Source organism: Polynucleobacter sp. AP-Feld-500C-C5, assembly GCF_018882265.1.
Lineage (GTDB): Bacteria > Pseudomonadota > Gammaproteobacteria > Burkholderiales > Burkholderiaceae > Polynucleobacter.
Genome location: NZ_JACVOW010000021.1, coordinates 171851 through 193997 on the forward strand (window position 1 = coordinate 171851; position 22147 = coordinate 193997).

25 protein-coding genes are annotated in these 22147 nt (G+C 39.2%); 21 read left to right on the forward strand and 4 right to left on the reverse strand.

Translation table 11 applies throughout. The features are described from left to right. The first annotated feature begins 8 nt into the window (after nt 1-8). From ICN21_RS05890 to ICN21_RS05935, 10 genes are read left to right on the forward strand one after another with little or no spacing between them, the layout of a single operon-like run. The gene (locus ICN21_RS05890; RefSeq protein ID WP_216177475.1) at nt 9-1022 is read left to right on the forward strand and encodes an NAD(P)-dependent oxidoreductase; all 1014 of its coding nucleotides are present in this window, start codon (nt 9-11) and stop codon (nt 1020-1022) included. Further along, nucleotides 1023-1979 (forward strand): hypothetical protein, encoded by a 957-nt coding sequence (locus tag ICN21_RS05895; RefSeq protein ID WP_216177477.1) that lies wholly within the window; start codon nt 1023-1025, stop codon nt 1977-1979. Next, nucleotides 1976-2599: a hypothetical protein gene (locus tag ICN21_RS05900; protein ID WP_216177486.1), complete on the forward strand. Its 624-nt coding sequence runs from the start codon at nt 1976-1978 to the stop codon at nt 2597-2599. Before ICN21_RS05895 ends, ICN21_RS05900 begins: the two co-directional genes overlap by 4 nt. Continuing rightward, a complete protein-coding gene (locus ICN21_RS05905; protein ID WP_216177488.1) occupies nt 2596-3228 on the forward strand; it encodes an HAD family phosphatase in 633 nt (210 codons plus the stop codon). Before ICN21_RS05900 ends, ICN21_RS05905 begins: the two co-directional genes overlap by 4 nt. Beyond that, nucleotides 3225-3953, forward strand: a complete 729-nt coding sequence (locus ICN21_RS05910; RefSeq protein ID WP_216177490.1) for a glycosyltransferase family 2 protein — start codon at nt 3225-3227, stop codon at nt 3951-3953. Before ICN21_RS05905 ends, ICN21_RS05910 begins: the two co-directional genes overlap by 4 nt. Continuing rightward, on the forward strand, nt 3950-4279 hold the full coding sequence (locus tag ICN21_RS05915; protein ID WP_216177491.1) for a hypothetical protein: 330 nt from the start codon (nt 3950-3952) through the stop codon (nt 4277-4279). Before ICN21_RS05910 ends, ICN21_RS05915 begins: the two co-directional genes overlap by 4 nt. 5 nt (nt 4280-4284) lie before the next feature. Further along, the gene (locus ICN21_RS05920) at nt 4285-5004 is read left to right on the forward strand and encodes a glycosyltransferase family 2 protein (RefSeq protein WP_370624064.1); all 720 of its coding nucleotides are present in this window, start codon (nt 4285-4287) and stop codon (nt 5002-5004) included. A 9-nt stretch (nt 5005-5013) separates the two neighbouring features. Then, nucleotides 5014-5802: a hypothetical protein gene (locus ICN21_RS05925; RefSeq protein WP_216177495.1), complete on the forward strand. Its 789-nt coding sequence runs from the start codon at nt 5014-5016 to the stop codon at nt 5800-5802. A 26-nt stretch (nt 5803-5828) separates the two neighbouring features. Next, nucleotides 5829-6674, forward strand: a complete 846-nt coding sequence (locus ICN21_RS05930; RefSeq protein WP_216177497.1) for a methyltransferase domain-containing protein — start codon at nt 5829-5831, stop codon at nt 6672-6674. A gap of 37 nt (nt 6675-6711) precedes the next feature. Continuing rightward, nucleotides 6712-7683 carry a glycosyltransferase gene (locus ICN21_RS05935; RefSeq protein ID WP_216177499.1) on the forward strand — a complete coding sequence of 324 codons (972 nt, stop codon included), beginning with the start codon at nt 6712-6714 and terminating at the stop codon, nt 7681-7683. Nucleotides 7684-7700: 17 nt separating this feature from the next. Here ICN21_RS05935 and ICN21_RS05940 read toward each other — a convergent pair whose 3' ends face one another. Next, complete coding sequence (locus tag ICN21_RS05940; protein ID WP_216177500.1) at nt 7701-8408, reverse strand: DUF268 domain-containing protein; 708 nt, start codon at nt 8406-8408, stop codon at nt 7701-7703. Between the two features lie 24 nt (nt 8409-8432). Next, complete coding sequence (locus tag ICN21_RS05945; RefSeq protein WP_216177503.1) at nt 8433-9341, reverse strand: WavE lipopolysaccharide synthesis family protein; 909 nt, start codon at nt 9339-9341, stop codon at nt 8433-8435. 156 nt (nt 9342-9497) lie between these two features. Here ICN21_RS05945 and galE point away from each other — a divergent pair, with 156 nt between their 5' ends. Both galE and ICN21_RS05955 read left to right on the forward strand, forming a co-directional pair. Continuing rightward, nucleotides 9498-10499 (forward strand): UDP-glucose 4-epimerase GalE, encoded by a 1002-nt coding sequence (gene galE / locus ICN21_RS05950; protein WP_216177505.1) that lies wholly within the window; start codon nt 9498-9500, stop codon nt 10497-10499. Then, entirely contained in the window at nt 10469-11245 is a 777-nt protein-coding gene (locus ICN21_RS05955; protein WP_216177507.1) for a hypothetical protein, read from the forward strand. The genes galE and ICN21_RS05955 overlap by 31 nt, the downstream gene beginning before the upstream one ends. Nucleotides 11246-11267: 22 nt before the next feature. On the opposite strand, the gene ICN21_RS05960 is transcribed toward ICN21_RS05955, so the two are convergent. Both ICN21_RS05960 and ICN21_RS05965 read right to left on the reverse strand, forming a co-directional pair. After that, entirely contained in the window at nt 11268-12038 is a 771-nt protein-coding gene (locus ICN21_RS05960) for a hypothetical protein (protein WP_216177508.1), read from the reverse strand. Between the two features lie 35 nt (nt 12039-12073). Next, the gene (locus tag ICN21_RS05965; RefSeq protein WP_216177509.1) at nt 12074-12796 is read right to left on the reverse strand and encodes a glycosyltransferase family 25 protein; all 723 of its coding nucleotides are present in this window, start codon (nt 12794-12796) and stop codon (nt 12074-12076) included. 130 nt (nt 12797-12926) lie between these two features. Between ICN21_RS05965 and ICN21_RS05970 the strand changes: the two genes are divergently transcribed. From ICN21_RS05970 to ICN21_RS06010, 9 genes are all read left to right on the forward strand, one after another. After that, the gene (locus ICN21_RS05970; protein ID WP_216177511.1) at nt 12927-13889 is read left to right on the forward strand and encodes a glycosyltransferase family 10 domain-containing protein; all 963 of its coding nucleotides are present in this window, start codon (nt 12927-12929) and stop codon (nt 13887-13889) included. A 10-nt stretch (nt 13890-13899) separates the two neighbouring features. Next, entirely contained in the window at nt 13900-15291 is a 1392-nt protein-coding gene (locus tag ICN21_RS05975; RefSeq protein WP_216177513.1) for an O-antigen ligase family protein, read from the forward strand. Nucleotides 15292-15368: 77 nt separating this feature from the next. After that, nucleotides 15369-16592: a hypothetical protein gene (locus tag ICN21_RS05980; protein ID WP_216177515.1), complete on the forward strand. Its 1224-nt coding sequence runs from the start codon at nt 15369-15371 to the stop codon at nt 16590-16592. A gap of 92 nt (nt 16593-16684) precedes the next feature. Further along, on the forward strand, nt 16685-17269 hold the full coding sequence (locus ICN21_RS05985; protein WP_216177518.1) for an SIS domain-containing protein: 585 nt from the start codon (nt 16685-16687) through the stop codon (nt 17267-17269). Between the two features lie 15 nt (nt 17270-17284). Then, nucleotides 17285-17815: an HAD-IIIA family hydrolase gene (locus tag ICN21_RS05990; RefSeq protein ID WP_216177520.1), complete on the forward strand. Its 531-nt coding sequence runs from the start codon at nt 17285-17287 to the stop codon at nt 17813-17815. 15 nt (nt 17816-17830) lie between these two features. Then, the gene (locus ICN21_RS05995) at nt 17831-18559 is read left to right on the forward strand and encodes a transaldolase (RefSeq protein ID WP_216177522.1); all 729 of its coding nucleotides are present in this window, start codon (nt 17831-17833) and stop codon (nt 18557-18559) included. 30 nt (nt 18560-18589) lie between these two features. Continuing rightward, a complete protein-coding gene (locus ICN21_RS06000) occupies nt 18590-19588 on the forward strand; it encodes an SDR family oxidoreductase (protein ID WP_216177524.1) in 999 nt (332 codons plus the stop codon). Beyond that, on the forward strand, nt 19585-20577 hold the full coding sequence (locus tag ICN21_RS06005) for an NAD-dependent epimerase/dehydratase family protein (RefSeq protein ID WP_216177526.1): 993 nt from the start codon (nt 19585-19587) through the stop codon (nt 20575-20577). Before ICN21_RS06000 ends, ICN21_RS06005 begins: the two co-directional genes overlap by 4 nt. A 13-nt stretch (nt 20578-20590) precedes the next feature. Next, on the forward strand, nt 20591-22147 hold the full coding sequence (locus ICN21_RS06010; protein ID WP_216177528.1) for a PfkB family carbohydrate kinase: 1557 nt from the start codon (nt 20591-20593) through the stop codon (nt 22145-22147).

Below are 22147 nucleotides of genomic sequence, written 5' to 3' on the forward strand. Positions count from 1 at the left end.
GCTAACCCATGAAGAAAATCGTAATTACGGGAGGCGCTGGATTTGTCGGCTCTCAATTGGGTCATGCGCTAGATAGGCTCGGTTATGAAGTGTTGTTAATCGATAATATGAGCCATGGTCACTTAGATAATTTAATTATTGATGGAAAGTCATTTGGTACATTTCTGTGTAAAGATATTCGTGACCAAGATTTAAATCAAACCCTCAAGGGTTGTGACGTTGTTGTTCATCTTGCTGGAATTTCTGCGTTACCAGTTTGCCAATCAAGACCCCAATATGCCATGGATGTAAACACATCTGGTACTGCAAACGTCCTTGAAGCCGCACGACTTGCTAATGTGAAAAAAGTTCTTTTTTCATCAACTTCTGCGGTATATGAAAATAACTTAACAAGCCCGTTCACGGAGACGGATATTGTTTGTCCTGATTTAATCTATTCCATGTCTAAATGGCAGGCTGAACAGATTTGTTCTGCCTATGAAAAAAATTATGACCTGAATATTGGAATCTGTCGCTTTTTTAATGTTTATGGACCGCATCAGGATTTTAAGCGTGCCTCGCCGCCATTTACGAGTTACTTGGCCAGAGAGTTGGCTGCTGATCGAGTCCCTACGTTATTTAATAAAACTAGTGTGAAGCGAGACTACATCCATGTTGATGATGTAATTTCTTTGCTCATTAAGATGATTGAATATAAGGATTCTATGCGCGCAAATATTTACAATATTTGTACTGGAAACGGATATTCTGTGCCTGAAATTTATGAAAAGTTCCTTCAGATTAGTGGAAAAAAGATTCAACCAAAATATGCAGACCCAGCAAAATTTTGGGAGAGCTATAAGACATTGACTGAATCACAATTCCCGCTGAATAAATCTCGAGTTGAGAAAGAAGTTTATAAAGAAAGTATCGGCTCGAATGCTAAAGCTAGCGCAGATTTTAGTTGGGCTCCGCAGATAGCTTTAACCGAAGGTCTGCGATCTGTCTATGAATATGCTTTATCAAATTTGGGTGCTCAATAAATGAAAATTGGGATAATTATTCAAGGGCCAATGACTACGTATGGTAATGGGCCTAATAATGCCCCAATGGGATTTGATGCAAGAAATTGCATTAATTCCAATATCAATAAATTTGCACCCCTAGTAGATAAAATTGTGATCAGTACATGGACGGGTAGCGGCTTATCTGCAAGCGAATTTGGCCATAGCGTGCGTATTCTTGAAAATACGCCAATCACAGATTGGGATTATGACAATCAAAGAAAGCAGTTTTATTCGACCAGTCAAGCAGTAGATTGGCTTTCCAAAAATACGAGCTGTACCCATGTAATCAAAATAAGGACTGATCAAGATTTTCCAGTAGAGCTCATTGATTGGGTTTATGAACTATATCAATCACAATCTGGAGTGATACCAGGTCAATCTGGACCAATTGTATTTTCAGAAGGCATTAAGCAAGAAAATTTTTATATCGGTGACTTCATTTTTATAGCTGCAATTGATGATATGAAAAATCTCTGCGATGCCGTATTGAATGCGGGTAAGCAGTTGCATCCAATTAATGCAAATGACTATGTTTTAAAGTTCATCAGTCGCGTTATTCCAACTTCAGGGATAGGTGGCGCCATAACCAATTCGATTGCTTTGGCAAAAAACCATCGCAATTTTCAAAATCTTTGGATTGATATCTTAAAAAATCATATTACTGTTTTACCAAAAGAAATTTATAAAAAAATTATATGGCGAGGTAGACCTATGCCGGAGGTATTACCATCTCTGGAGACCGCATTTTATTTTCATGGCGATATTCAAGCGGCCATTTGCAATGATCAGGTGTGGTCAGCAATAGTTAATTGTAGCGATCGTAGTTTAAAAAAAATGTTTCGCCTTTTTCGAAAGCAGTGGTCTCGCTATATTAAAACTTACTATCAATATTGCATTTTGCAGGCAAAAAAAGGATTGGTTAATAATTCGTGAAAATTATTGCTCATCGCGGTTTTTGGCGTAAGCCAGAAGAAAAAAATACGCTACTTGCTTTTGAGAAAGCTCTCCAAAATGGCTTTGGCATAGAGACAGATTTTAGGGATTGCAATGGTAGGTTAGTCATTAGTCACGACCCTGCATTATATGAAGCTGTGGATGCTAATGCTTTTTTTGATTTGTGTAACCAGTATCCAAAAACAGATCCGCACGCGATTAACGTTAAATCTGATGGCTTGCAAAATTTACTTGCCCCACACCTTACTTCATGGGATTCAGACCGCTATTTTATTTTTGATATGTCGGTGCCTGACTCGTTGGGGTATATGAGGAAAAATATGAATACGTTTACACGAGTCAGTGAATATGAGGCCTATCAAGATTTTGATGGAAAGGCGACTGGAGTTTGGCTAGATGGCTTCAATTCTGAGTGGTATGGGGTTGAAGAGATTCAGCGTTTCCTTGCACTAGGAAAATCAGTAGCAATTGTATCGCCAGAGCTGCACGGCAGGGATCATCAGTCGTGTTGGACAATGCTTAAATCCTTGTACACTAAAGACATGTCCTTAATGCTTTGTACAGACCTGCCATTAGAGGCGAAGAGATATTTTTCATGACCAAAATTAAGTGTATAGTTTTTGATATGGATGGCGTCTTAATCGACGCAAAAGATTGGCACTATGAGGCTTTAAATAAAGCCTTGGCTATCTTTGGGCTTGAGATTTCAAGATATGACCATTTGGTTACTTATGACGGATTGCCAACTAAGAAAAAATTAGAGATTCTTAGTTCACATTCACCATTGCCTAAACAATTACATAGCTTTATTAATGACTTGAAGCAAATTTTTACTATGGATATCACCATGTCAAAATGTGCGCCAACATTCTGTCATGAGTACGCAATTTCAAAGTTAAAGAGTGATGGATACCGTATGGCGGTTTGTTCAAATTCAATCCGCGACACCATTACCTCGATGTTGTCTAAGGCTGCTTTGATTAATTACTTTGATTTTTATTTATCAAATCAGGATGTCAGCAAATCCAAGCCTGATCCTGAAATCTATTTAAAGGCAATTGAACGCTTTGGGGTTCTTCCAAGCGAATGCCTAGTCTTAGAAGATAACGCAAATGGTATTCGTGCTGCCACTGATGCAGGAGCTCATGTAATGCAGATAGATCAAGTAACGGATGTGAATTACGCCAACATTATGAAATATATTCAAAAGATTGAGTCAGCATCATGATCAATGTACTCATTCCATTAAGTGGTGGCTCTAAGTTCTTCGATTCTGAAGAGTATTTTTATCCAAAGATGCTCATTGAGATCTTAGGTAGGCCTATGATTCAGCATGCCATTGAAAATCTTCAAGGCTTGGAAAAAGATTTGCAGTTTATTTTTGTCGTCAAAAAGAATGATTGCATGAAATTTCACCTTGATGATACCTTACGTCTTTTGACTGATGGAAAGTGCAAGATCATCGTTCTTGATCAGGAAACCAAAGGCGCTGCCTGTAGCGCGTTGATGGCTGTCGATGCTATTAATGATAGTAACCCGCTCGTAATAGCCAATTTTGATCAGGTGATTGATGGCAATCTTGCTGGGGTATTTGATGAACTCTCTGATTCAGATGGTGATGCAGGATGCCTGATTTTCAACACTACGCACCCAAGATGGTCATTTGTTCTGTTGGATGAAAATGACTATGTGCTTGAGACTGCTGAAAAGCGACCGCTCAGTAGAAATGCCATTGCAGGCTTTTATTACTTTAAACAAGGCAAGGACTTCGTTCAGGCTGCCCAGTCTATGATTTTGAAGTCTTGTTCTAATGCTGATGTGTTTTATGTTTCCCCAACCTTTAATGAATTGATTCTGAAGGGCAAGAAAATTAAAGCACTACGCATTTCAAATGATCAATATCATAGTTTTTACACTCCCCAGAAGATTGAAGAGTATGAGAAGGGTTTATGAAAAAGTACCAATTAAATCAGATGACTAAGGGGTGGTTTGTGGGGGATTTTTCCCCCACTATTTTTAAGACCCAGGCACTTGAGGTGGGTGTTAAGCAATACCAAAAGAATGACTATGAACAAACTCATCACCATAAGGTGGCTACTGAAATTACGGTTATTGTGACTGGGAAAGTACGTATGAATGGTGAGATTTATAGCGCTGGCGATATTATTGTTATTGAGCCTGGTGAGGCAACAGATTTTGAAGTTTTGGAGGATGTCACTACAGTCGTAGTGAAATATCCAGGCGCTCAAAATGATAAATATATGGGCGAGCCAAATTGAATATTGTGATTCCGATGGCGGGCTTGGGTTCCCGTTTTGCTAGCGCAGGATATAAGGCGCCAAAACCGTTAATCGATGTAGCTGGTAAGCCGATGATTGTGAGGGTGATGGAGAATCTCAAGCAGCCTGGTGCCAAATTTACCCTATTGGCCAAAAAAGAGCATATTGTAGGCAATCAAAATCTAGTTACGCAGATACAGTCGGACTTTAATGCGGTATTTGTGCCGATTGATAAGCTGACTGAAGGCACAGCGTGTACCGTTCTGTTCGCTAGATCATATCTTGCGCCCAATGAAGAGGTTGTGATCGCAAACTCGGATCAAATTATTGATGACTGCTTTACTCAGTTTTTGCTTGATGCTAAGACAAGAAACCTTGATGGCTCCATTTTGACATTTATTGATGCGGAATTAAATCCAAAATGGTCGTTTGCAAAAATAGATACCGCAGGGCTTGTTACTGAAGTTCAAGAAAAAAAAGCGATTTCAGAATTTGCAACTGTGGGTGTTTATTACTTCAAGCGTGCCGATGAGCTTCTTGATAGCATCATTCAAATGATTATTGAAAACGATCGGGTTAATAATGAGTTTTACACTTGCCCCGTCTATAACTATCTTATTCGCCAAGGAAAAAAAGTGGGTATCTTCAATATTGAGCACTCACAGATGCATGGCATTGGTACGCCTGAAGATCTCAATATCTATCTCAAGCTAATACAAAGCTAACATTATCTTATGGGCGCTGTTTCTTCGTTTCTAAAGCCTCTTAAGGAAAATATCAAATATCGATTAAGGTGGCGATATCTATGGAAAGATTGGTTCCTAGGAAGACATGCCTGCTTGGGATACGACGTTCTTAAGCATTTTGAAAACTTACCGACTGAGGTGAATTTTCAAAAGGGTCGTGCCGACCTATTAGTTAGGTATTTGGAAGAAAAAAAGCTTCTTCCGAAGGCTGGTGAGTTAGCTAAATTTATGGCCAGAAAAGATGTGCTCCCATTGATTAAGCAACTCGAATATTTTGATTGTCTTCCAAAGCACCCACCAAAATTTATTTTGATGGATTCATTTTCAGAGCTAACAGATCAATTATTTGAGCATAAATTTGAAGGCTGGCAGTTTGCATGCGGATTTAGCGATATTAATCATAGCGAAGATTTCGGATTTATATATAACGCTTGGGGATTGTTGTCCATAATAGATATACAAAAATCATATGAAGATTTATTTAAGCTCATCGAAATTAGATGGGGAAAAGTGCCTATATATTTTCTGCACTTTCCAATTGCATTAGAAAAGCGTGATATTTTTAGAGAGAGGTATTTTGCGATCATGTCTACTATTGACTCTTTATCGGCAAATTATTCACATATTCATTCAATAAAAATAGATGAATCTAGGGTTATATCACCCTCAAATGTATCGGATGCACTAAAAGATTTTCCTTATCATTATGACTATCAAACATATGCTGAATTTGCCAGATTAATGGACTTAAATCAATTTGCACTCAACCGAATCTAGAGCGACTGTTCAAAGGAAGAAATAATATGGGTTTGTACCAATTCATTCGAAAAAATACCCCAAAGGAATTAAGAAAAAAATTAGATGCTTTTACTTATAACTGGTCCCAAGAAAAGTGGACAGGAAAGAAGCTAATTTGTCCTTGCTGTAATAGTAGATTGAAAGGTTTTTTGAGGCTACAAGATGTTTGCGATGGAATTTTTTATACTCCAGTCACTCTTGATGGTGTGGAGTATCCGGTAACCTCTTACGAAACTTTTAATTGCGATCAATTTCTTTGTCCAGTATGCAGTTCAACAGATAGAGGGCGTCTATATACCCTTTTCATTAAGAAGAAGATTCCTAAGAACCTAACATCTAAGTTCAAAATAATCCATTTTGCACCTGATAATGGATTACGTGAGTTTCTGCAAAAACAGCCTAACATTGAATACGTATCGTCAGACTTTAATTTTGGAGGTGTAGACCTCCATCTTGATTTGCGTGATATGAATTCAATTTCAAGTGATAGTTTGGATTCTTTTATTTGCTCTCACATCCTTGAGCACATTGTTGAAGATGATCTAGCTATTAGTGAGCTATTTAGGGTTTTAAAACCAGGCTCTTGGGGCATTTTGATGGCCCCGATTATGCTTGGCTTATCTAAAACCCATGAGGACCCACAAATAAAATCTCAAGAAGATCGAATTAAGGCTTATGGCATGGAAGATCATGTACGCATGTATTCAAAGCCGGACTACATAGAAAAAATTTCTAAGCCTGGATTCATTGTTAGGCAGATTGGGAATGATTATTTTGATTTTCCATTAGGAGACTACGGTATTTCAGAAAAAAGTATCCTATATGTTGTGGAAAAACCAGCCTCTCTCTAGGAGATCATCTTGAAATATTGCTTGGAACTTAAATAAGATGAGTTTATTTTCAGCCGGAATGAATGAGACTCCCAGCATTAGTGTTTGTATCACGACTTACAATCATTCGCAATTTATTGAGCAAACCTTGGAAAGTGTTTTAAATCAGCAAGTCAATTTTCCGGTAGAAATTATCATCTCTGATGATTGCTCTAAGGATAGCACCAAGGAAATTCTTTCTCGGTATCAACTAAAGTATCCAGGATTGGTTAAAACTATTTTTAATGAAAAAAATATTGGAGCCACTAAAAATACAGTAAAAATTTTAAGTCAAGCTAGTGGCAAATACGTGGCATTGTTGGATGGGGACGATTATTGGAAAAAAAATCATAAACTTCAAAAGCAGTATGATTTTTTAGAGTCAAATGACGATTGTGTGATGTGTTTTCATGCCGTAGATATTCAAACTAAAGAAATGAAAATTATTGAACATTTTTTGCCTGTGCCAAAGTTTAGAAGAAACCGATCGGAGATGATGGATTTAATCAACTTTGATAGTTTCATGGCTACAAGTTCAATTGTATTTAGAAATCACATACTCACTTCTTTTCCCTCTGAATACTACGCCACAAGAGGTATTAATGATTGGCCATTAAACGTTTTGCTGACAGAGCATGGTGCAATTGGATATATTGATGAGTCTATGGGCGTATACAGACAAGCCTCAAGCATAAATGCTTTTACATTTAAACCTATTGAAAAGATCCTGAAGAATGCTATTGTTCTAAATAAGCAATTTAATCGTTATTTTTCTTTTCGATATCAGGAAATTTTTCGTAAAAAAATTTCTGGCTATTACATGGAGTTATCAAAAAGTTACCTACGTGTTGGCGATGTAAAAAAGTCGAGAAAATATTTGGAGTGCGCCAATCGCTACAGACTGCATCTAAAAAGAAGCATTAAGCTATACGGATATTACTTTCCACTAATTAGCATGAAAAATAGTATTAAAAATATTTTTAAACTTTAGTCGTAATATTGTGATTCTTACTTCCGAAAATGAAAGCAACCACAACCATAGACCTGGCCAACCGTGTCTTGCTGACTTGCCTGCGCAATGAATTGGCCGGCATCATTAATGTAGGCAAAATTGATTAGTTTGAGTTCTGAAAAATAAGATAATATTTGCTGGTAGATGTAGATTCGATGGGCGTTATATTGAATGATCGATTTATCCCCTAATGGCACAACAAATAATAAGTCCCCATTTTTGCTGAGCACTCGTTTTAATTCGGCGATTGCCTTAAGGTCGCCTTCGGGTTCGAGTGGATCGCCATAACGCTCTAAGCCTATATGCTCAATGACATGCATACATGACAGAGAATTTACTGTGCCATCTGGGAAGGGTAAATTCATTAGATCTGCCTTATCAGACTCTAAGCCAGAAAGATTGAGTTTGGCTGGCCTATAGTCGTAGAAGCGAATCGGAATAAAGGCAGAAACCAAAGAGATAAATCTTAAGCACGAAGAAATATCAATATGTAAATCAGGCCTGGTTTGTGCAAGTACTCTTGCTGCCCAAGCGGTATGAAATAAATAATGGGCATCAAATCCCGTGGTTGATGTTGCGTCATTTAAACAGGGATAGCGATCTTCCCAGTTCATAGAAAAACGACCATTTTCTAGCGCAACTTTCTTCGCATTAAAGTTTTTAGCAAACTTCACTTTTCTAAAGTATTTTTTTAGAAGACCCATTTTGTTCTATTTCTCATTGAAAGGTTAAAGGGTTGCATCAGGGTAATTAGTGCTCCAGATTCGTTCTTGCATTTTGAGTTCCGAAGCGATTTTGTATCTAGATAGCTTTCTTTTGAATTTGCCAACTAATCCGGTGGATTGGTAGCCGCATGGATAGACTTTGGCATTGCGTCTTTCCCAAATTTTTACTGTCCACCAGGGGTGCTCCCAGGCTTGGCCAATACTTCTAAATCCATTAAGCTTATCAAACCACAATATTCCTAGGTCACGATGATCAATTAAATAGAGATGGTTCTCCACCACAAATTTATGAGTTAAGACTGTATTGGCATAGCGCTCAAGTTCAGAGCGATATAGGGCATAGAGCTCTGCTTCGGCGCAATATAAATCCGGCAGTAGTGGTGAATCTTGAAAGTTTCTGGTGAGCTCTTGATCGGCTAATGACATATTCATCATCTGAGAGAAATTAAACCCTTCGTCCCCCCACAGCTTAATCATTTCATCGATATGCCCAAATGCAAATAAATCAGGAATCGTTGAAAAAGTATCTGGATCAATTGAGATGTTTCTAAATGCCGGCAGAACGATGCGAGACCTAGTATTGGGCGGAGGTTGAAAATTAGCCCACATCAATAATTGCTTGATTGAGATTGTGGTGGGGAGCATATCACTGCGCCACTTAAGCACATAGTCACACCCCGCTGCTTTTGCGGCTTGCAATCCTTTTGCGGTTGAAAGTCGCTGGTAGTTTCTGTGCGTAAAGCCGGGGACAGGAGGGAGAGAGTTTCTTATGACTTCAAAGTTGCCTAAGGGGCTAATTTTGTCATCATTCCAGGTTGAGAGCACGGTGTAGTCAAAGAGCTTCGGAAGCTCTTCAAGAACAAGATTGGTGCCTCTGCGAATATCGCCTTGAATGATGCAGCCAATTTTCATGCTTTTGCCATGTTTGTTAAAAGGAAATTACTCAAACTGAATATCAAAAATCTAGCATGTATTGCGGTTGATTAATGGGGTTAGTATGGCTAATAATGGAATAAGATTTGATTATTCCTAGACTATTTGATTATTCCTAGACTGTAAAATACTATCATGAATATTTTACTTACCGGCGGTACCGGTTATATTGCTAGCCACACTGCGGTTGTTCTAGCACAGGCTGGACATGAATTAACCCTATTCGATAATTTATCTAATAGCAGCCAATCAGTGATTGAAAATATTGAGACCATTATTGGTAAGTCATTATTGTTTGTGAAAGGTGATATCAGAGATACTAAGTTATTGATACGCATAATGTCTGAGAATCAAATTGATGTTGTAATCCATTTTGCTGGTTTGAAGTCAGTAGCTGATTCTATATCTAGGCCATTGTCTTATTACGCAAATAATGTACAAGGATCCATTAGTTTGCTTGAAGCTATGCAAACATGTGGTTTAAAAAAACTGATATTTAGTTCTAGCGCTACTGTATACGGTATGCCAAAATATTTGCCGTATGATGAACTTCATCCGCTTGAGCCAATCAATCCTTACGGAAAAACTAAATTGCAGATCGAAGATCTAATGCATGATCTTTCGAAATCTGATGAAGAGTGGACTATTATTTGCTTACGTTACTTCAATCCTGTAGGCGCGCATAAATCTGCTTTGATTGGCGAATGTCCTAATGGGGTGCCAAATAATTTAATGCCATATGTCTCAAGAGTGGCTAGCGGTGAGTTGCAAGAGTTGAGTATCTTCGGGGATGATTATGACACACTGGATGGTACTGGAGAGCGTGACTTTATCCATGTGATGGATTTGGCCGAGGGTCATATGGCGGCTGTAGACTTTCTAAGGAAGGAGATTGGTTGGCACGCCATAAATCTTGGTACTGGAAAAGCGCATAGTGTCATGGAGGTGGTAAAAGCATTAGAAAAAATAATCGGTAAGAAAATATCAGCAAAGATTGTTAAACGCCGACTAGGCGATATGCCGGTATATTATGCGAAGATTGAAAAGTCAAAATCTCTTCTTGGCTGGCAGGCGAAAAGAACGCTTGATGAGATGTGTGAGAGTGCATGGAATTATCAAATCGAGTCGAAAAGATAAGAAAAATGTTGTTTAAAGACTCAAATTTTAAGTTAGCACTTAAAAATCTTTTTTGCCCTAAAAGAAATAATCACATTATTTTGGAGCCACATATGGGTCTTGGTGATGCGCTGATTAATTTAGGCTTAATCAAAACTCTTGCGAGGAGGTATTCCCATTGCTCTTTTTATTATGCATGTCTGCCAATTTACTATCATTCAGTGGCATGGATGCTGCAAGACATCGATAATGTTTTTCCGCTGGTTGTATCCAGTGGGCGAGAAGCGCGCCAATATACGCAGTTTAAAAATGCACAGTATTTGTCTATTGGTGTGACTAATGTGGACATTAAAAAGTTTGACTTATCATTTTATGATCAACACCAAGTGCCATTTCACTATCGCTGGGAATTATCGGATACCCCCGCAGGGTCGCGCTCTGAAGACTTGTTAAGACAGCTAAACCCAAAAAACCAAAAATTTATATTGATATGCAGAAAAGATTCGAGTGGCCAGCTCCATAATTTAAATTTAGCTAGTACCTCTAATTTATTGACTATTGAGGTGACCCCAATCACAAATAATATTTTTGATTGGGTGCACTTGGTTTTGGGCGCCCTGGAAATCCATACCATTGACACCGCATTTATTCATTTTGTCGAAAATACCCTTCACGCGGATACAAGGCAAAAATTATTTTTTCATCGGATCCGTCAAAGCCCGACTGAATTTACTAGGCGATTACCTTGGCAAGAGATTAAATACTGAGCACAGTCGCTCTTGTTGATTCTTATTTCGGAAAGAAAAAACGTTTCATTTTGTAGCTGAGTTTTGCTTGTTTGGGTGATTTTTGCCTAGTGTGCTCTAAAATTTGTGGGTAATCAGAGTTGGAATACTCTGCTATACGACCGTTACCCCATTGCGATGGATCACGAAACCCCTGCAAGCCATATTTTTTGCAAAGCAGGCTAAATACCGATTGGTCGTGGCGGTGACAGGTAAAATCGGGGTAATTGGGTAGTCCACAAATATTATCCAAGTCAGTCAAAATATTGGGGTTAGTGCAGTAATGAAGATATTGTTCTATGAACTGAACACTAAATGCACTTTTTTGGATGACGATAAAAGAGGCTAGAAACTGCCGGGTATTTTCAAATCCTCTTTGATCAGCATTCATATAGACAAAGGCATCTCGCTTAGTCCATTGACTCTCAGCTAACTCTAGCTCAAATGGAATAATGTCTTGCCCAAAGATTCTTGGCAATGCTAGAAGGGGGGCGGCAGAATGAATAAAGTGTGAGGCAGAATCTGTGTACATCAATAGATCGCCATCAGCTATCTGTTTTAAGGCCTTCAAAATGAAGTAAGGCTTCCAAAGCCAACAGCCTGCGCCCCTTGCTTGCTCAAGAATCGTTTGATGATTTGATTTAAATTGAACATCAATCAGATTTAGATTGGAGCAAAATACTTCATCAAAGTTGCCAACTTGAATTGCAGTTTGGCGATTGAATTGCTGAGCCTTGAGAAAAGGAGGGGTCGCAAAATTGACTAATAGTTTCATGAAGTCAAGTGAGCGTTTGATAAGCAGTTAAATAGTTACTTTGGAAACCAAGGGTTGCTATTGAAAAGTCGGTCGAGTACTCGATTAAGGCTTCTCCACTTTTTTGCAAAACCACTAATGGGGTACCTATCGGGTCGATCATGCATAGTGGAGACCGTGCCGTTTGCTTTTATGGGGTAGGGCTTTAAGGCAATAATTTTTTGATGATGCTTCTTACTGTGCTCTAAAAAATGATCCAAGGGTTCGTAAATTTCATTAGACTGTTGAACTAGTTTTTTTGCAGCATGCGGTTTGATAATGTAGCCCGTTGCTCCTAGGGGATCTTCTTGATTGACTGCGATCTGGAAGTCTGGTTCAGAGATAATGGCAGTGTGGCGGGTATCTACAAGACCTTGTAATCTAGCGATATCCCAATCTAGATTTTGATGATTTAATGCTGATATTACTTGTTCAAAGTTGGGCGCAAGGCAAAAGTCATCTTCTAAAATTAAGGTTAGCCGGTCTTTTTCAATACATTGCACCCAAGCTTGGCGATGCGATAAGAAGCAGCCAATCTCCGAGGGGGTTAAAGGAAAGCCCAATAAGCGAGTGACCTTAGCTTCGCGGTATTCCGGAGGAGTGTTTTGAAGCTGAAGCCCATCAATACCCTCAAGGATATGCCAGTCTAGGTACGATAATTGACTGAGGGTTTCTACTGCGACAGAGCGTCTCGACTCAGAGCGCTTAAGTGAAATGAGAATTGTAAATAATGGAACCATATAGGCTATGCATAAGTTAACAACTACAATAATACACTGCCGTCGCAGTGAAATTATAACATCGTCGGTGTAATCAGATTTTTGCGTAGGCATATATTTACTGAGAACAACATTAGCTAGATAGGCGTTAATGAGATCAAAAACGATTCGAATTGCCGGTTTAGGGGTGCCTCATGACTATAGAACTAGCTTAGTGCCCTTGATAATTGAGCATTTAGGGTATCGGATTCAATGGGCTAGCGCATTGAGTGCAGATCTAGTGATCTATGGTTCTTTTTATGATGTTAATGCCCCGCGCTTGCGTTGGTTGCCAAGAGCTTGGAGGCAAAAGGCGGCTCGATGGGTTGATATGGTGGATCAGCAATTATCAAAGCGAAAAATTCCTCCAGTCACCTTGTTTCATACGGCAGAGAATTTAAGGCAAGATCAAATCAAGGCTGACTTTGCAATTTCACATGATTTAGATATTGATTCAGATAGACACTTTCGACTGCCGTATTGGATGGAGATGATCGATTGGTCTCATGAAGGTTTGGTAGGCAATCGCAATCCACGCTATGGAGAGTTGTTAAAGCTAGAGCGCTTGCAAGCTCCACTGGGAGGTCAATTTTTAAAGCGAGCACAAAAAGCCGTACTAATAACTTCTCACTTACAAGAGCCTAGGGCTACCTGTTTGTTGGCATTGCAAGAGTTAATGCCTGTTGATGGCATGGGACCATACTTTAATAAAGATATTAAGCATCATCACACTAGTAATTTTCTTAAGAAAGAGATCTTAAAAGAGTACGCATTTAATTTATGCCCGGAAAATGGAATGTATCCAGGATATGTCACGGAAAAAATTCCGGAGGCTTTTGCAGCAGGATGTCTACCTATTACTTTTGTGGATGAGTCGGTGAATAGAGACTTCAATCCCAAGGCTTTTATGAATTTAGCGCCAATGCTGGGGAATAATTTTGAGCAATTAGAAGGGCTCTTAAAATTAAAAGATCGTTTAGAGGATTATGCAAATCAGCCGCTGGTCATTGGTAGCCCAAATACTGTCGGACTTCAAAATTTTCTAGGCTTTATTGCTGCGAGTGCAACATGTTAAGAGTCTCAAGATGAATGACAGAATAATGAGCCCTCCCAACATTCCAGGGTGGATGGTTTGGGTGCAGTGCATTTGTTTTTCGGTGCTCTACGCGATTTGGGCGCTACCTGAAACTATTCTGATCCGCCATATCTGTTTAATTATAGGCGCCTTACTCAGTCTGTGGACTATTTATCAATATCGTCACAGTTTTTTTCAATGGCGAGCAATTCCAGTTTGGTTGATCGTTGCGCTTTTTGCTTGGGCCACATTCCATTTATTTTTTCTCGCAAACGATTTTGCTGCGCAGTATGCGGAGTATTCCAGTATTTGGAAGAGGTCTTTTTTATGCGGTGTTTTTGGTTTAGGCTTTGGATTATCTGCATTTGGGATCAGATTGAATTCCCATCAATCAAGAGCACTCTGGCCTTTAATTTACTGTGGATTAGTTTCACCGATTATTGTTTACTTACTGAAGTATTTTTTGACTAGATATGGCGCATCACTAGGGTGGAACATACCTGATTATTTGAAACTTTACTATAGCTCGGCTCCGTATTACATTCCAAAAACAGCTTATGTCTGTTTTTGTTTGCCGGCCTTGGCGATATCACTTGGAAATTTACTGCGTAATATCAAAAGTGAAGCGATTATCAATTTTGCTAACCTAATTTATTTGATAACAGTGATAGCAGTTCTTTATATTTTTTACAAAGAAAATATAAAGAACGGAATTGTGTATGGAGTATTGACGTTTGTTTTTTTCATATTTTTTTTGATTAGTAACGACTTTAAAAAGAGTTGGAAGAGAAGGCTGCCTGCTATTGGCGTTGCAATTTTGGTCGGTGGTATTTTTTTAAATCAGCATATTAAATTACGAACAAATGATTCGTGGCGGACCCTCTTAGCTGATGCGAGGGTTGCTCTCGATGTGCAAACCTATTCACATTGGAAGCATATCGGTACTGAGGGATACCCCAATAATGAGGGTGGTAGTACGGTTTCGTTTACCAACTATGATCGCATTGCTTGGGGCAAAGTAGGGCTAGGATTGATATATCAAAATCCTATGGGCTATGGATTGATTGAGGGATCTTTTGGCAAGCTTGCTAAAAAAAATTGGTCTGATTCTAAGCTTACGCAGAGTCATAGCGGTTGGATCGATTTCGCTCTTGGCATGGGCATAATTGGGGTTTTATTGCTATCCTTTGAATGGATTTTTTTAATTCTTAGTTTACGTAAGGGCGCCGTAAGCGATAATATCTACAATCCCTTTATGCTAATGGTTTGGTGGGCTCTGATTAGTTTATTTTTTGCCTGGATTACGACTGAACTATCTCAAAAAATTTATTTTGATAGCTTAATTCTTTGGTTGTCGATGGGTGCTGGGTGTCATATAAGGGTTAAAAGTCCTTGGGACTAAGGTAAAATTGATTATAATTTTTTGATTAACATTAATCAATACTATTATCATTTCATCATGTACCTCACAAATAAAAAATGTCTAAATTAAATCCAAGTTCTCACGTCGATACAGATGCTGTAAATCAGGGAGTTGTTAATGATGTTGGAGTGTTGTTAACAGCTTTTTTTGTTGGTGAGTGGAAGAAATTTGTAATCGCCCTAATATTGGGTATAGCACTGGGATTTGGGTATTGGTTGGTTCTTGGTTCCTATTCTGCAGTTTATGTACTAAATAATAATGGGGAAAGTAGAATCATAGATCCTGGATCTAGCAATAGCAATAGCATTAATATAGGGCTTGATTTAACTTCTTGGAAGACACTGCAAAAAGGACTACCTCTTTTGGCAAGTCAATTGGTGCAATTAGAAAAAGTGCCTACACCCATGATTGGGTTATACCAAAGCTTTTCTAGCAACCTTTGGTGGCAAAAGAATGTGACGCCAGTCTACGGAATTTCTAAGTCTGACACTAAAGAATTGACAAGCATTAGCAAGGAAATCGATTCTGCGATTGGAACCATAATAGGCTTTGAGATCACTATTGAATCATCTAGTAGAGAAAAGGCTGCTACTGATGTAGTGATTGCAGCCAACTTCTTTCGCACAGCCGGGGCATATTTGCAGATTAGAAGGCTGTTAAATGGTTATGCAGGAATTGTGATTGCTGAGTCTGAGGATATTAATAGAAAAATTACTGCCACAAAAATCGAAGTCAATTATAAAAAGCGGCGCCTAAAATTTCTTCAGGACTTATACAAGCTTTATCCCGTAAATTACAACTCAAATATTTCTGTTTTGGGAGCCGTGGGATCTGACGCTAAATATTTTGCGCTTCCATCGCAAATTACTGCAGTTAGTGCAGAGATTAATCGAGATGAAGAATTGCTTGATAGAATGAATGTGAGATTGGATCAATTAGCTCTAATCAGAAATTTCATTGATCAATCTCGCCCCCTTTTAGACGTTCAATTCGATGGGATTTTATTAGCCAGTGAACTGCTTTCTATCGAGTCAAAGTTACGTGACCAAGTAGAGGTAGGTAATCTTAATAAAAATTTGCAGTTAGATGAAATTCGATCGCAAATATTCCTGATTCAAGCTCGATTTACAAAAGGTATAGAAGGGGGTGCCAACCCAACAATTATGAAGGTGGGAAGGCTCAAGGCAATCATTACAGGCGTTGTTACCGTAACTTTCTTGCTCCTGTTATTTTTAATTTGCCAAAAGTTTTGGGTTAGCATTAAGAAAAGAGCGCTATAAGATCTTGAAATTAATCTTAAAGACCCATAATTTAGAGGATGTCATTTGTAAGGCGATATCCTGCCAGTTACATGAAAAATAATTCAATTTTTATGACACACACAGATCACTATTTTGCAGAAGTAGGCCAGATTGCATCTTCAATAGATTTTCGTGAAATTGAGCGCCTAGCGGTTGATTTGGCCGAGTTACGAGAACGTGAAGGTAGGTTATTTATATTGGGAGTCGGTGGAAGCGCGGCAAATTGCAGTCATGCAGTCAATGATTTTCGAAAACTTTGTGGTATCGAAGCCTATGCGCCTACAGATAATGTATCTGAATTAACTGCTCGCACTAATGATGAAGGTTGGGAGACTGTATTTGCTGCATGGTTACGCACTAGTAGGGCCAATGAAAAGGATGCGATTTTTGTGCTTTCGGTTGGCGGTGGGAGCCTTGAAAGAAATGTTAGCCCCAATCTTGTGCATGCAATTGATGAGGCTAGAAATCGTGGATTGAAAATTTTTGGGATTACGGGCCGTGATGGAGGTTACGCAAAGCAGGTGGGAAATACTGTAATTTTGATACCCACTGTAAATGCATCTCGAGTAACTCCCCATGCAGAGGCATTTCAGGCGGTTGTGTGGCATTGCTTGGTATCGCATCCAATGCTTCAGCAGGTCGCTACTAAATGGTGACTGAGATTATCTAGTATGAATGCCCGAGCTGTCTTTTTAGATCGTGATGGCGTTATTAATGCATCAATAGTTCGAGAGGGTAAGCCATACCCTCCCAATAGCCTGAATGATTTCACCTATCTTCCAGGCGCAGTTGAGGGGATCAAAAGATTACGTCAGGCAGGTTATTTGATCATTGTTGTTACCAACCAGCCGGACGTCGCAACGGGACTTCAGAAAAAGGCAACTGTAGAGCTGATGCATGCACAACTATATAAAGATAAGCTTTGTGACGATATTAAAGTTTGCTATCACATTGACAAAGATCTCTGTGATTGTAGAAAGCCTAAGCCTGGGATGTTGTTGCAGGCCGCTTTTGAATGGGGAATAGAGCTTACAACTAGTTTTATGGTGGGAGATCGCTGGCGCGATGTTGAGGCAGGTAACGCAGCAGGATGTTCATCATATTTCATAGATTATCAATACCAAGAGAGAGAGCCAACTGGGCCATTTAAGCGCGTACGGTCTTTGGAAGAGGCATCACAATGTATTCTTAATGAAAATTAATTAGTAGAGGAAATAATGAATCCACACATTTCTAACTTAAAAATTAAGCTTTTTGCTGATGGCGCTGATTTAAGTGGCATGAGGGAAATGTATGCGAATCCATTAATTAAAGGATTTACAACAAACCCAACTCTTATGCGCAAGGCTGGTATTCAAGATTATTATAAATTTGCGCGTGATGTTATTGAGATGATTCCGGACCGTCCAATTTCATTTGAAGTATTTGCGGATGATTTCAAAACGATGGAGAGTCAAGCTTTTGAAATTGCATCATGGGGTAAAAATGTAAATGTCAAAATTCCGGTGATGAATACAAAAAGAGAATTTACAGGACCGCTTATTGAGCGATTGTCTCAAGCGGGAGTGGCATTAAATATTACTGCTGTGATGACTTTAGATCAGGTAGAAAAGATTGTTGATTGTTTAGCATTAGATGCAAGAGCAATTATTTCGGTGTTTGCTGGACGAATTGCCGATACTGGCGTAGATCCATTGCCTATTATGGCAAAGTCAGTTGAGATTATGCATTCAAAACCTAATTCTGAATTAATTTGGGCAAGCCCGCGCGAGCTATTAAATATTTTTCAGGCCGATTCAATCGGGTGTCACATAATCACGGCAACCAATGACATTCTAAAAAAGCTAGCTCTTATTGATAAAGATTTGGAAGACTATTCTTTAGAAACAGTAGAAATGTTTCACAGGGATGCCTTAGCCGCAGGATATGCAATTGGTATAAATTAATTGTGATTTTTTAATACAGGGAGTTTTTTTGTGAAAAAAGTTTTAGTTTTCGGCGGAGCAGGATATTGCGGAAGTTTATTGGTGCCCCAGCTTTTAGCTGAAGGATGGGAGGTGAGTGTCTACGATAAAATGTGGTACGGTACCGACCAGTTCCCAAAAAATTCTAAGCTTCATTTAATACATGGAGACGTACGTGATCTTGAGAAGGTAAATCAAGCTTGTTTAGGTCACGATAGCGTTCTTCATCTTGCATGTATTTCTAATGATGCTAGTTTTGAGCTTGATGAGCAGCTTTCAACGTCAGTAAATTTGAACTCTTTTGAGCCTTTGGTGCTGGCAGCAAAAAAAGCAGGGGTAAAGCGTTTCGTATTTGCTTCATCGAGTTCCGTTTATGGTGTTTCGGATTCGCCGAATGTTACCGAGGATCATCCCTTAGTGCCATTAACCCTTTATAACAAATATAAGGGTCTGTGTGAGCCATTATTGTTGAAAAATACGGATAAAGATTTTGTTGGGGTGATATTTAGACCTGCTACCGTTTGTGGATATAGTCCTCGTCAGCGCCTGGATTTATCGGTTAATATCCTGACAAACCATGCGGTAAATAAAAATAAGATATTGGTTTTTGGTGGAGAGCAGTTGCGGCCTAATCTTCATATTCAAGACTATGCTGATTTATGCAAACTCTTATTGTCTGCTCCGGATGATAAGATCGCCAATCAAATTTTTAATGTTGGGTTTGACAACATGAGTATCATGGCCATTGCCAAGGCAGTAAAAAAGATTGTTGAGGAGGTCTTTCCAGAAAAAAAATCAATTCCTATAGAGGTGACCGAATCAAACGATCCTCGCTCTTACCATATTAATTCTGAAAAAATCAAATCTGTCCTAGGGTTTAAGCCAAAATATTCTGTTGAAGATGCGGTTCGCGATCTCTGTAATGCATTTCAAGAAGGTAAATTACCAAATAGTTTTGATGATGATTGTTACTATAACGTCCGCACTATGAAATCCATAGGTGCAAAATGAGCAATAAGCCTGTTGCATTGGTAACTGGCGGAGCTGGATTCATAGGTAGCCATATGGTTGATTTGCTAATCGAAAAAGGCTATTCGGTTCGGGTAATTGATAACTTAATTGGCGGACGTATGGATAATCTTGCCCACCATATGGATAATCCTGATTTCGCTGTTGAGGAGCGTGATATTCGTGAGTATGAATCAAATGATTCATTTTTCAATAACGTAAAGTATGTTTTTCACTTTGCCGGTATTGGTGATATTGTGCCTTCAATTGAAAATCCAATTGAATACATGTCAACAAACGTTCAGGGCACCGTTAGGATGCTTGAATGTGCTCGCTTCGCTGGGGTGGCTAAGTTTGTTTATGCATCCTCTTCATCTTGCTATGGTTTAGCTACGACCCCAACGTCCGAGGATCACAAAATAGACACACGATACCCATATGCACTTTCTAAGTACCAAGGAGAGCAAGCTGCATTTCATTGGCACCAGGTGTATCAGGTTCCAGTCAACGCCATTCGAATTTTTAATGCGTATGGTACGCGCTCTAGAACATCGGGGGCTTATGGGGCTGTTTTCGGTGTATTTTTAAAGCAAAAAATTGCAGGCAAACCCTATACAGTTGTTGGTGACGGATCCCAGATGCGAGATTTTCTTTACGTAACTGATGTTGCGAAGGCTTTTCTGGCGGCTGCTGAAACTAAATATGTCGGACGTTTTTATAATCTTGGTGCAGGTAAGCCACAGTCTGTAAATAGCTTAGTAGAACTACTTGGTGGCGAGGTTATTTTCATACCTAAAAGGCCTGGAGAGCCTGACTGTACATGGGCGAATATTGGACGGATCACTTCTGATCTTAAGTGGAAACCTGAGATTAGTTTTGAGGAAGGGGTTAAAACTATTTTGAGCAATATTGATTATTGGAAAAATGCGCCTCTGTGGGAGCCCAGCTCAATTGAGAAGGCAACTAAAACCTGGTTTAAATACTTAAATTAATAAAGAATCTCTAATGGATTTATCTAGCAAAAAACTTTTCTCTCACAAGATTAAAACTGCTCAAGAAATCTTAGACGTTATTGGGGCGAGGCCACGTAATCATAAGGTGATTATGTGCCATGGAACATTTGATGTCGTTCACCCAGGCCACATACGTCATATGCTTTACGCTAAAACAAAAGCAGACATATTGATTGCTAGCCTAACTGCAGATCAGCACATTACAAAAGGCGATATGCGTCCCTACGTGCCAGAAGATTTACGAGCTATAAATTTGGCAGCGCTGGAAATGGTGGACTATGTATTAATAGATCATGATCCAACACCGCTAAAGAATTTAGGAAAATTGAAGCCTGACTTTTTTGCTAAAGGTTATGAATATACTGCTGGGGCTATTAACCTAAAGACCCAAGGGGAAATAGACGTTCTTGATAGTTATGGTGGAGAGATGATTTTTACCCCTGGGGATATTGTCTACTCCTCATCGGCATTGATTGAGTTATCGCCACCATCAATTGCTATAGAGAAGTTAATGACGCTCATGGAGGGGGAGGGCATTACTTTTAAGGATTTACGTAATGCTCTAGCAGTCTTAAGGGATGTGAGTGTGCATGTGGTGGGTGATACGATTGTTGATAGCTACACCTACTGCAGCATGATTGGTGGAATGACCAAAACACCAACGATGAGCGTGCGCTATGAAAAAAAAGTTGATTACACGGGAGGGGCTGCGGTAGTGGCAAAGCATCTTTGTGCCGCTGGTGCTAACGTAACCTTTTCAACTGTACTAGGAAATGATGAGTATAAGAATTTTGTGCTAAATGATCTCGAAATTAGCGGTGTGAATTGCTTGCCAATTATTGATGAGACAAGACCTACTACAAATAAAAATGCCATTGTTGCTGAGACATACAGATTACTTAAAGTTGATACCCTAGACAATCGTTCAATTTCAGAGAAAATTACAGAAAGATTAAGAAAGCAAATAAATGATGTAGACGCGCAAGTGGTAGTTTTTAGTGATTTTCGACATGGAATATTTAACAGGGGAACAATTCCTACTTTATCAGCTGCTATTCCCAATGGAGCCTATAAAGTGGCTGACAGTCAAGTTGCTAGTCGCTGGGGAAATATTTTAGAATTTGAGGAATTTGATCTTATAACCCCCAATGAAAGAGAGGCGCGGTTTGCATTGGGTGATCAGGATTCAGTAGTGCGCCCACTGGCTGGAGAGTTGTATCGCAGAGCAAAATGCAAAACATTGATATTAAAGTGCGGAGCTCGTGGCATCATAGTTTATAGATCTTCCAAGTTAAGCTTTAGAGCTTTTTTTGTTGTGGAAAGTTTTGCTGATAGGGTGGTTGATCCGGTTGGCGCTGGCGATGCTCTGTTGGCTTACTCTACTTTAGCCATGGCGGTAACAAAGAATGAAGTTATATCATCGATATTGGGAAATATTGCCGCAGGCGTCGAATGTGAGCACGAAGGTAATTGGTTGGTTACGCCAGATCAAGTGTTAAAGAAGATCGATGCGATTGAGAAAATCGTGAACTATGGATTGCCCAGTTAG

Bases quoted from the DNA above. Each gene is read 5' to 3' on its own strand.
- ICN21_RS05890 (WP_216177475.1), top strand. From the start codon at position 9: ATGAAGAAAATCGTAATTACGGGAGGCGCTGGATTTGTCGGCTCTCAA.
- ICN21_RS05895 (WP_216177477.1), top strand. From the start codon at position 1,023: ATGAAAATTGGGATAATTATTCAAGGGCCAATGACTACGTATGGTAAT.
- ICN21_RS05905 (WP_216177488.1), top strand. From the start codon at position 2,596: ATGACCAAAATTAAGTGTATAGTTTTTGATATGGATGGCGTCTTAATC.
- ICN21_RS05910 (WP_216177490.1), top strand. From the start codon at position 3,225: ATGATCAATGTACTCATTCCATTAAGTGGTGGCTCTAAGTTCTTCGAT.
- ICN21_RS05915 (WP_216177491.1), top strand. From the start codon at position 3,950: ATGAAAAAGTACCAATTAAATCAGATGACTAAGGGGTGGTTTGTGGGG.
- ICN21_RS05925 (WP_216177495.1), top strand. From the start codon at position 5,014: ATGGGCGCTGTTTCTTCGTTTCTAAAGCCTCTTAAGGAAAATATCAAA.
- ICN21_RS05930 (WP_216177497.1), top strand. From the start codon at position 5,829: ATGGGTTTGTACCAATTCATTCGAAAAAATACCCCAAAGGAATTAAGA.
- ICN21_RS05935 (WP_216177499.1), top strand. From the start codon at position 6,712: ATGAGTTTATTTTCAGCCGGAATGAATGAGACTCCCAGCATTAGTGTT.
- ICN21_RS05940 (WP_216177500.1), bottom strand. From the start codon at position 8,408: ATGGGTCTTCTAAAAAAATACTTTAGAAAAGTGAAGTTTGCTAAAAAC.
- ICN21_RS05945 (WP_216177503.1), bottom strand. From the start codon at position 9,341: ATGAAAATTGGCTGCATCATTCAAGGCGATATTCGCAGAGGCACCAAT.
- galE (WP_216177505.1), top strand. From the start codon at position 9,498: ATGAATATTTTACTTACCGGCGGTACCGGTTATATTGCTAGCCACACT.
- ICN21_RS05955 (WP_216177507.1), top strand. From the start codon at position 10,469: ATGGAATTATCAAATCGAGTCGAAAAGATAAGAAAAATGTTGTTTAAA.
- ICN21_RS05960 (WP_216177508.1), bottom strand. From the start codon at position 12,038: ATGAAACTATTAGTCAATTTTGCGACCCCTCCTTTTCTCAAGGCTCAG.
- ICN21_RS05965 (WP_216177509.1), bottom strand. From the start codon at position 12,796: ATGGTTCCATTATTTACAATTCTCATTTCACTTAAGCGCTCTGAGTCG.
- ICN21_RS05970 (WP_216177511.1), top strand. From the start codon at position 12,927: ATGAGATCAAAAACGATTCGAATTGCCGGTTTAGGGGTGCCTCATGAC.
- ICN21_RS05975 (WP_216177513.1), top strand. From the start codon at position 13,900: ATGAATGACAGAATAATGAGCCCTCCCAACATTCCAGGGTGGATGGTT.
- ICN21_RS05980 (WP_216177515.1), top strand. From the start codon at position 15,369: ATGTCTAAATTAAATCCAAGTTCTCACGTCGATACAGATGCTGTAAAT.
- ICN21_RS05985 (WP_216177518.1), top strand. From the start codon at position 16,685: ATGACACACACAGATCACTATTTTGCAGAAGTAGGCCAGATTGCATCT.
- ICN21_RS05990 (WP_216177520.1), top strand. From the start codon at position 17,285: ATGAATGCCCGAGCTGTCTTTTTAGATCGTGATGGCGTTATTAATGCA.
- ICN21_RS05995 (WP_216177522.1), top strand. From the start codon at position 17,831: ATGAATCCACACATTTCTAACTTAAAAATTAAGCTTTTTGCTGATGGC.
- ICN21_RS06005 (WP_216177526.1), top strand. From the start codon at position 19,585: ATGAGCAATAAGCCTGTTGCATTGGTAACTGGCGGAGCTGGATTCATA.
- ICN21_RS06010 (WP_216177528.1), top strand. From the start codon at position 20,591: ATGGATTTATCTAGCAAAAAACTTTTCTCTCACAAGATTAAAACTGCT.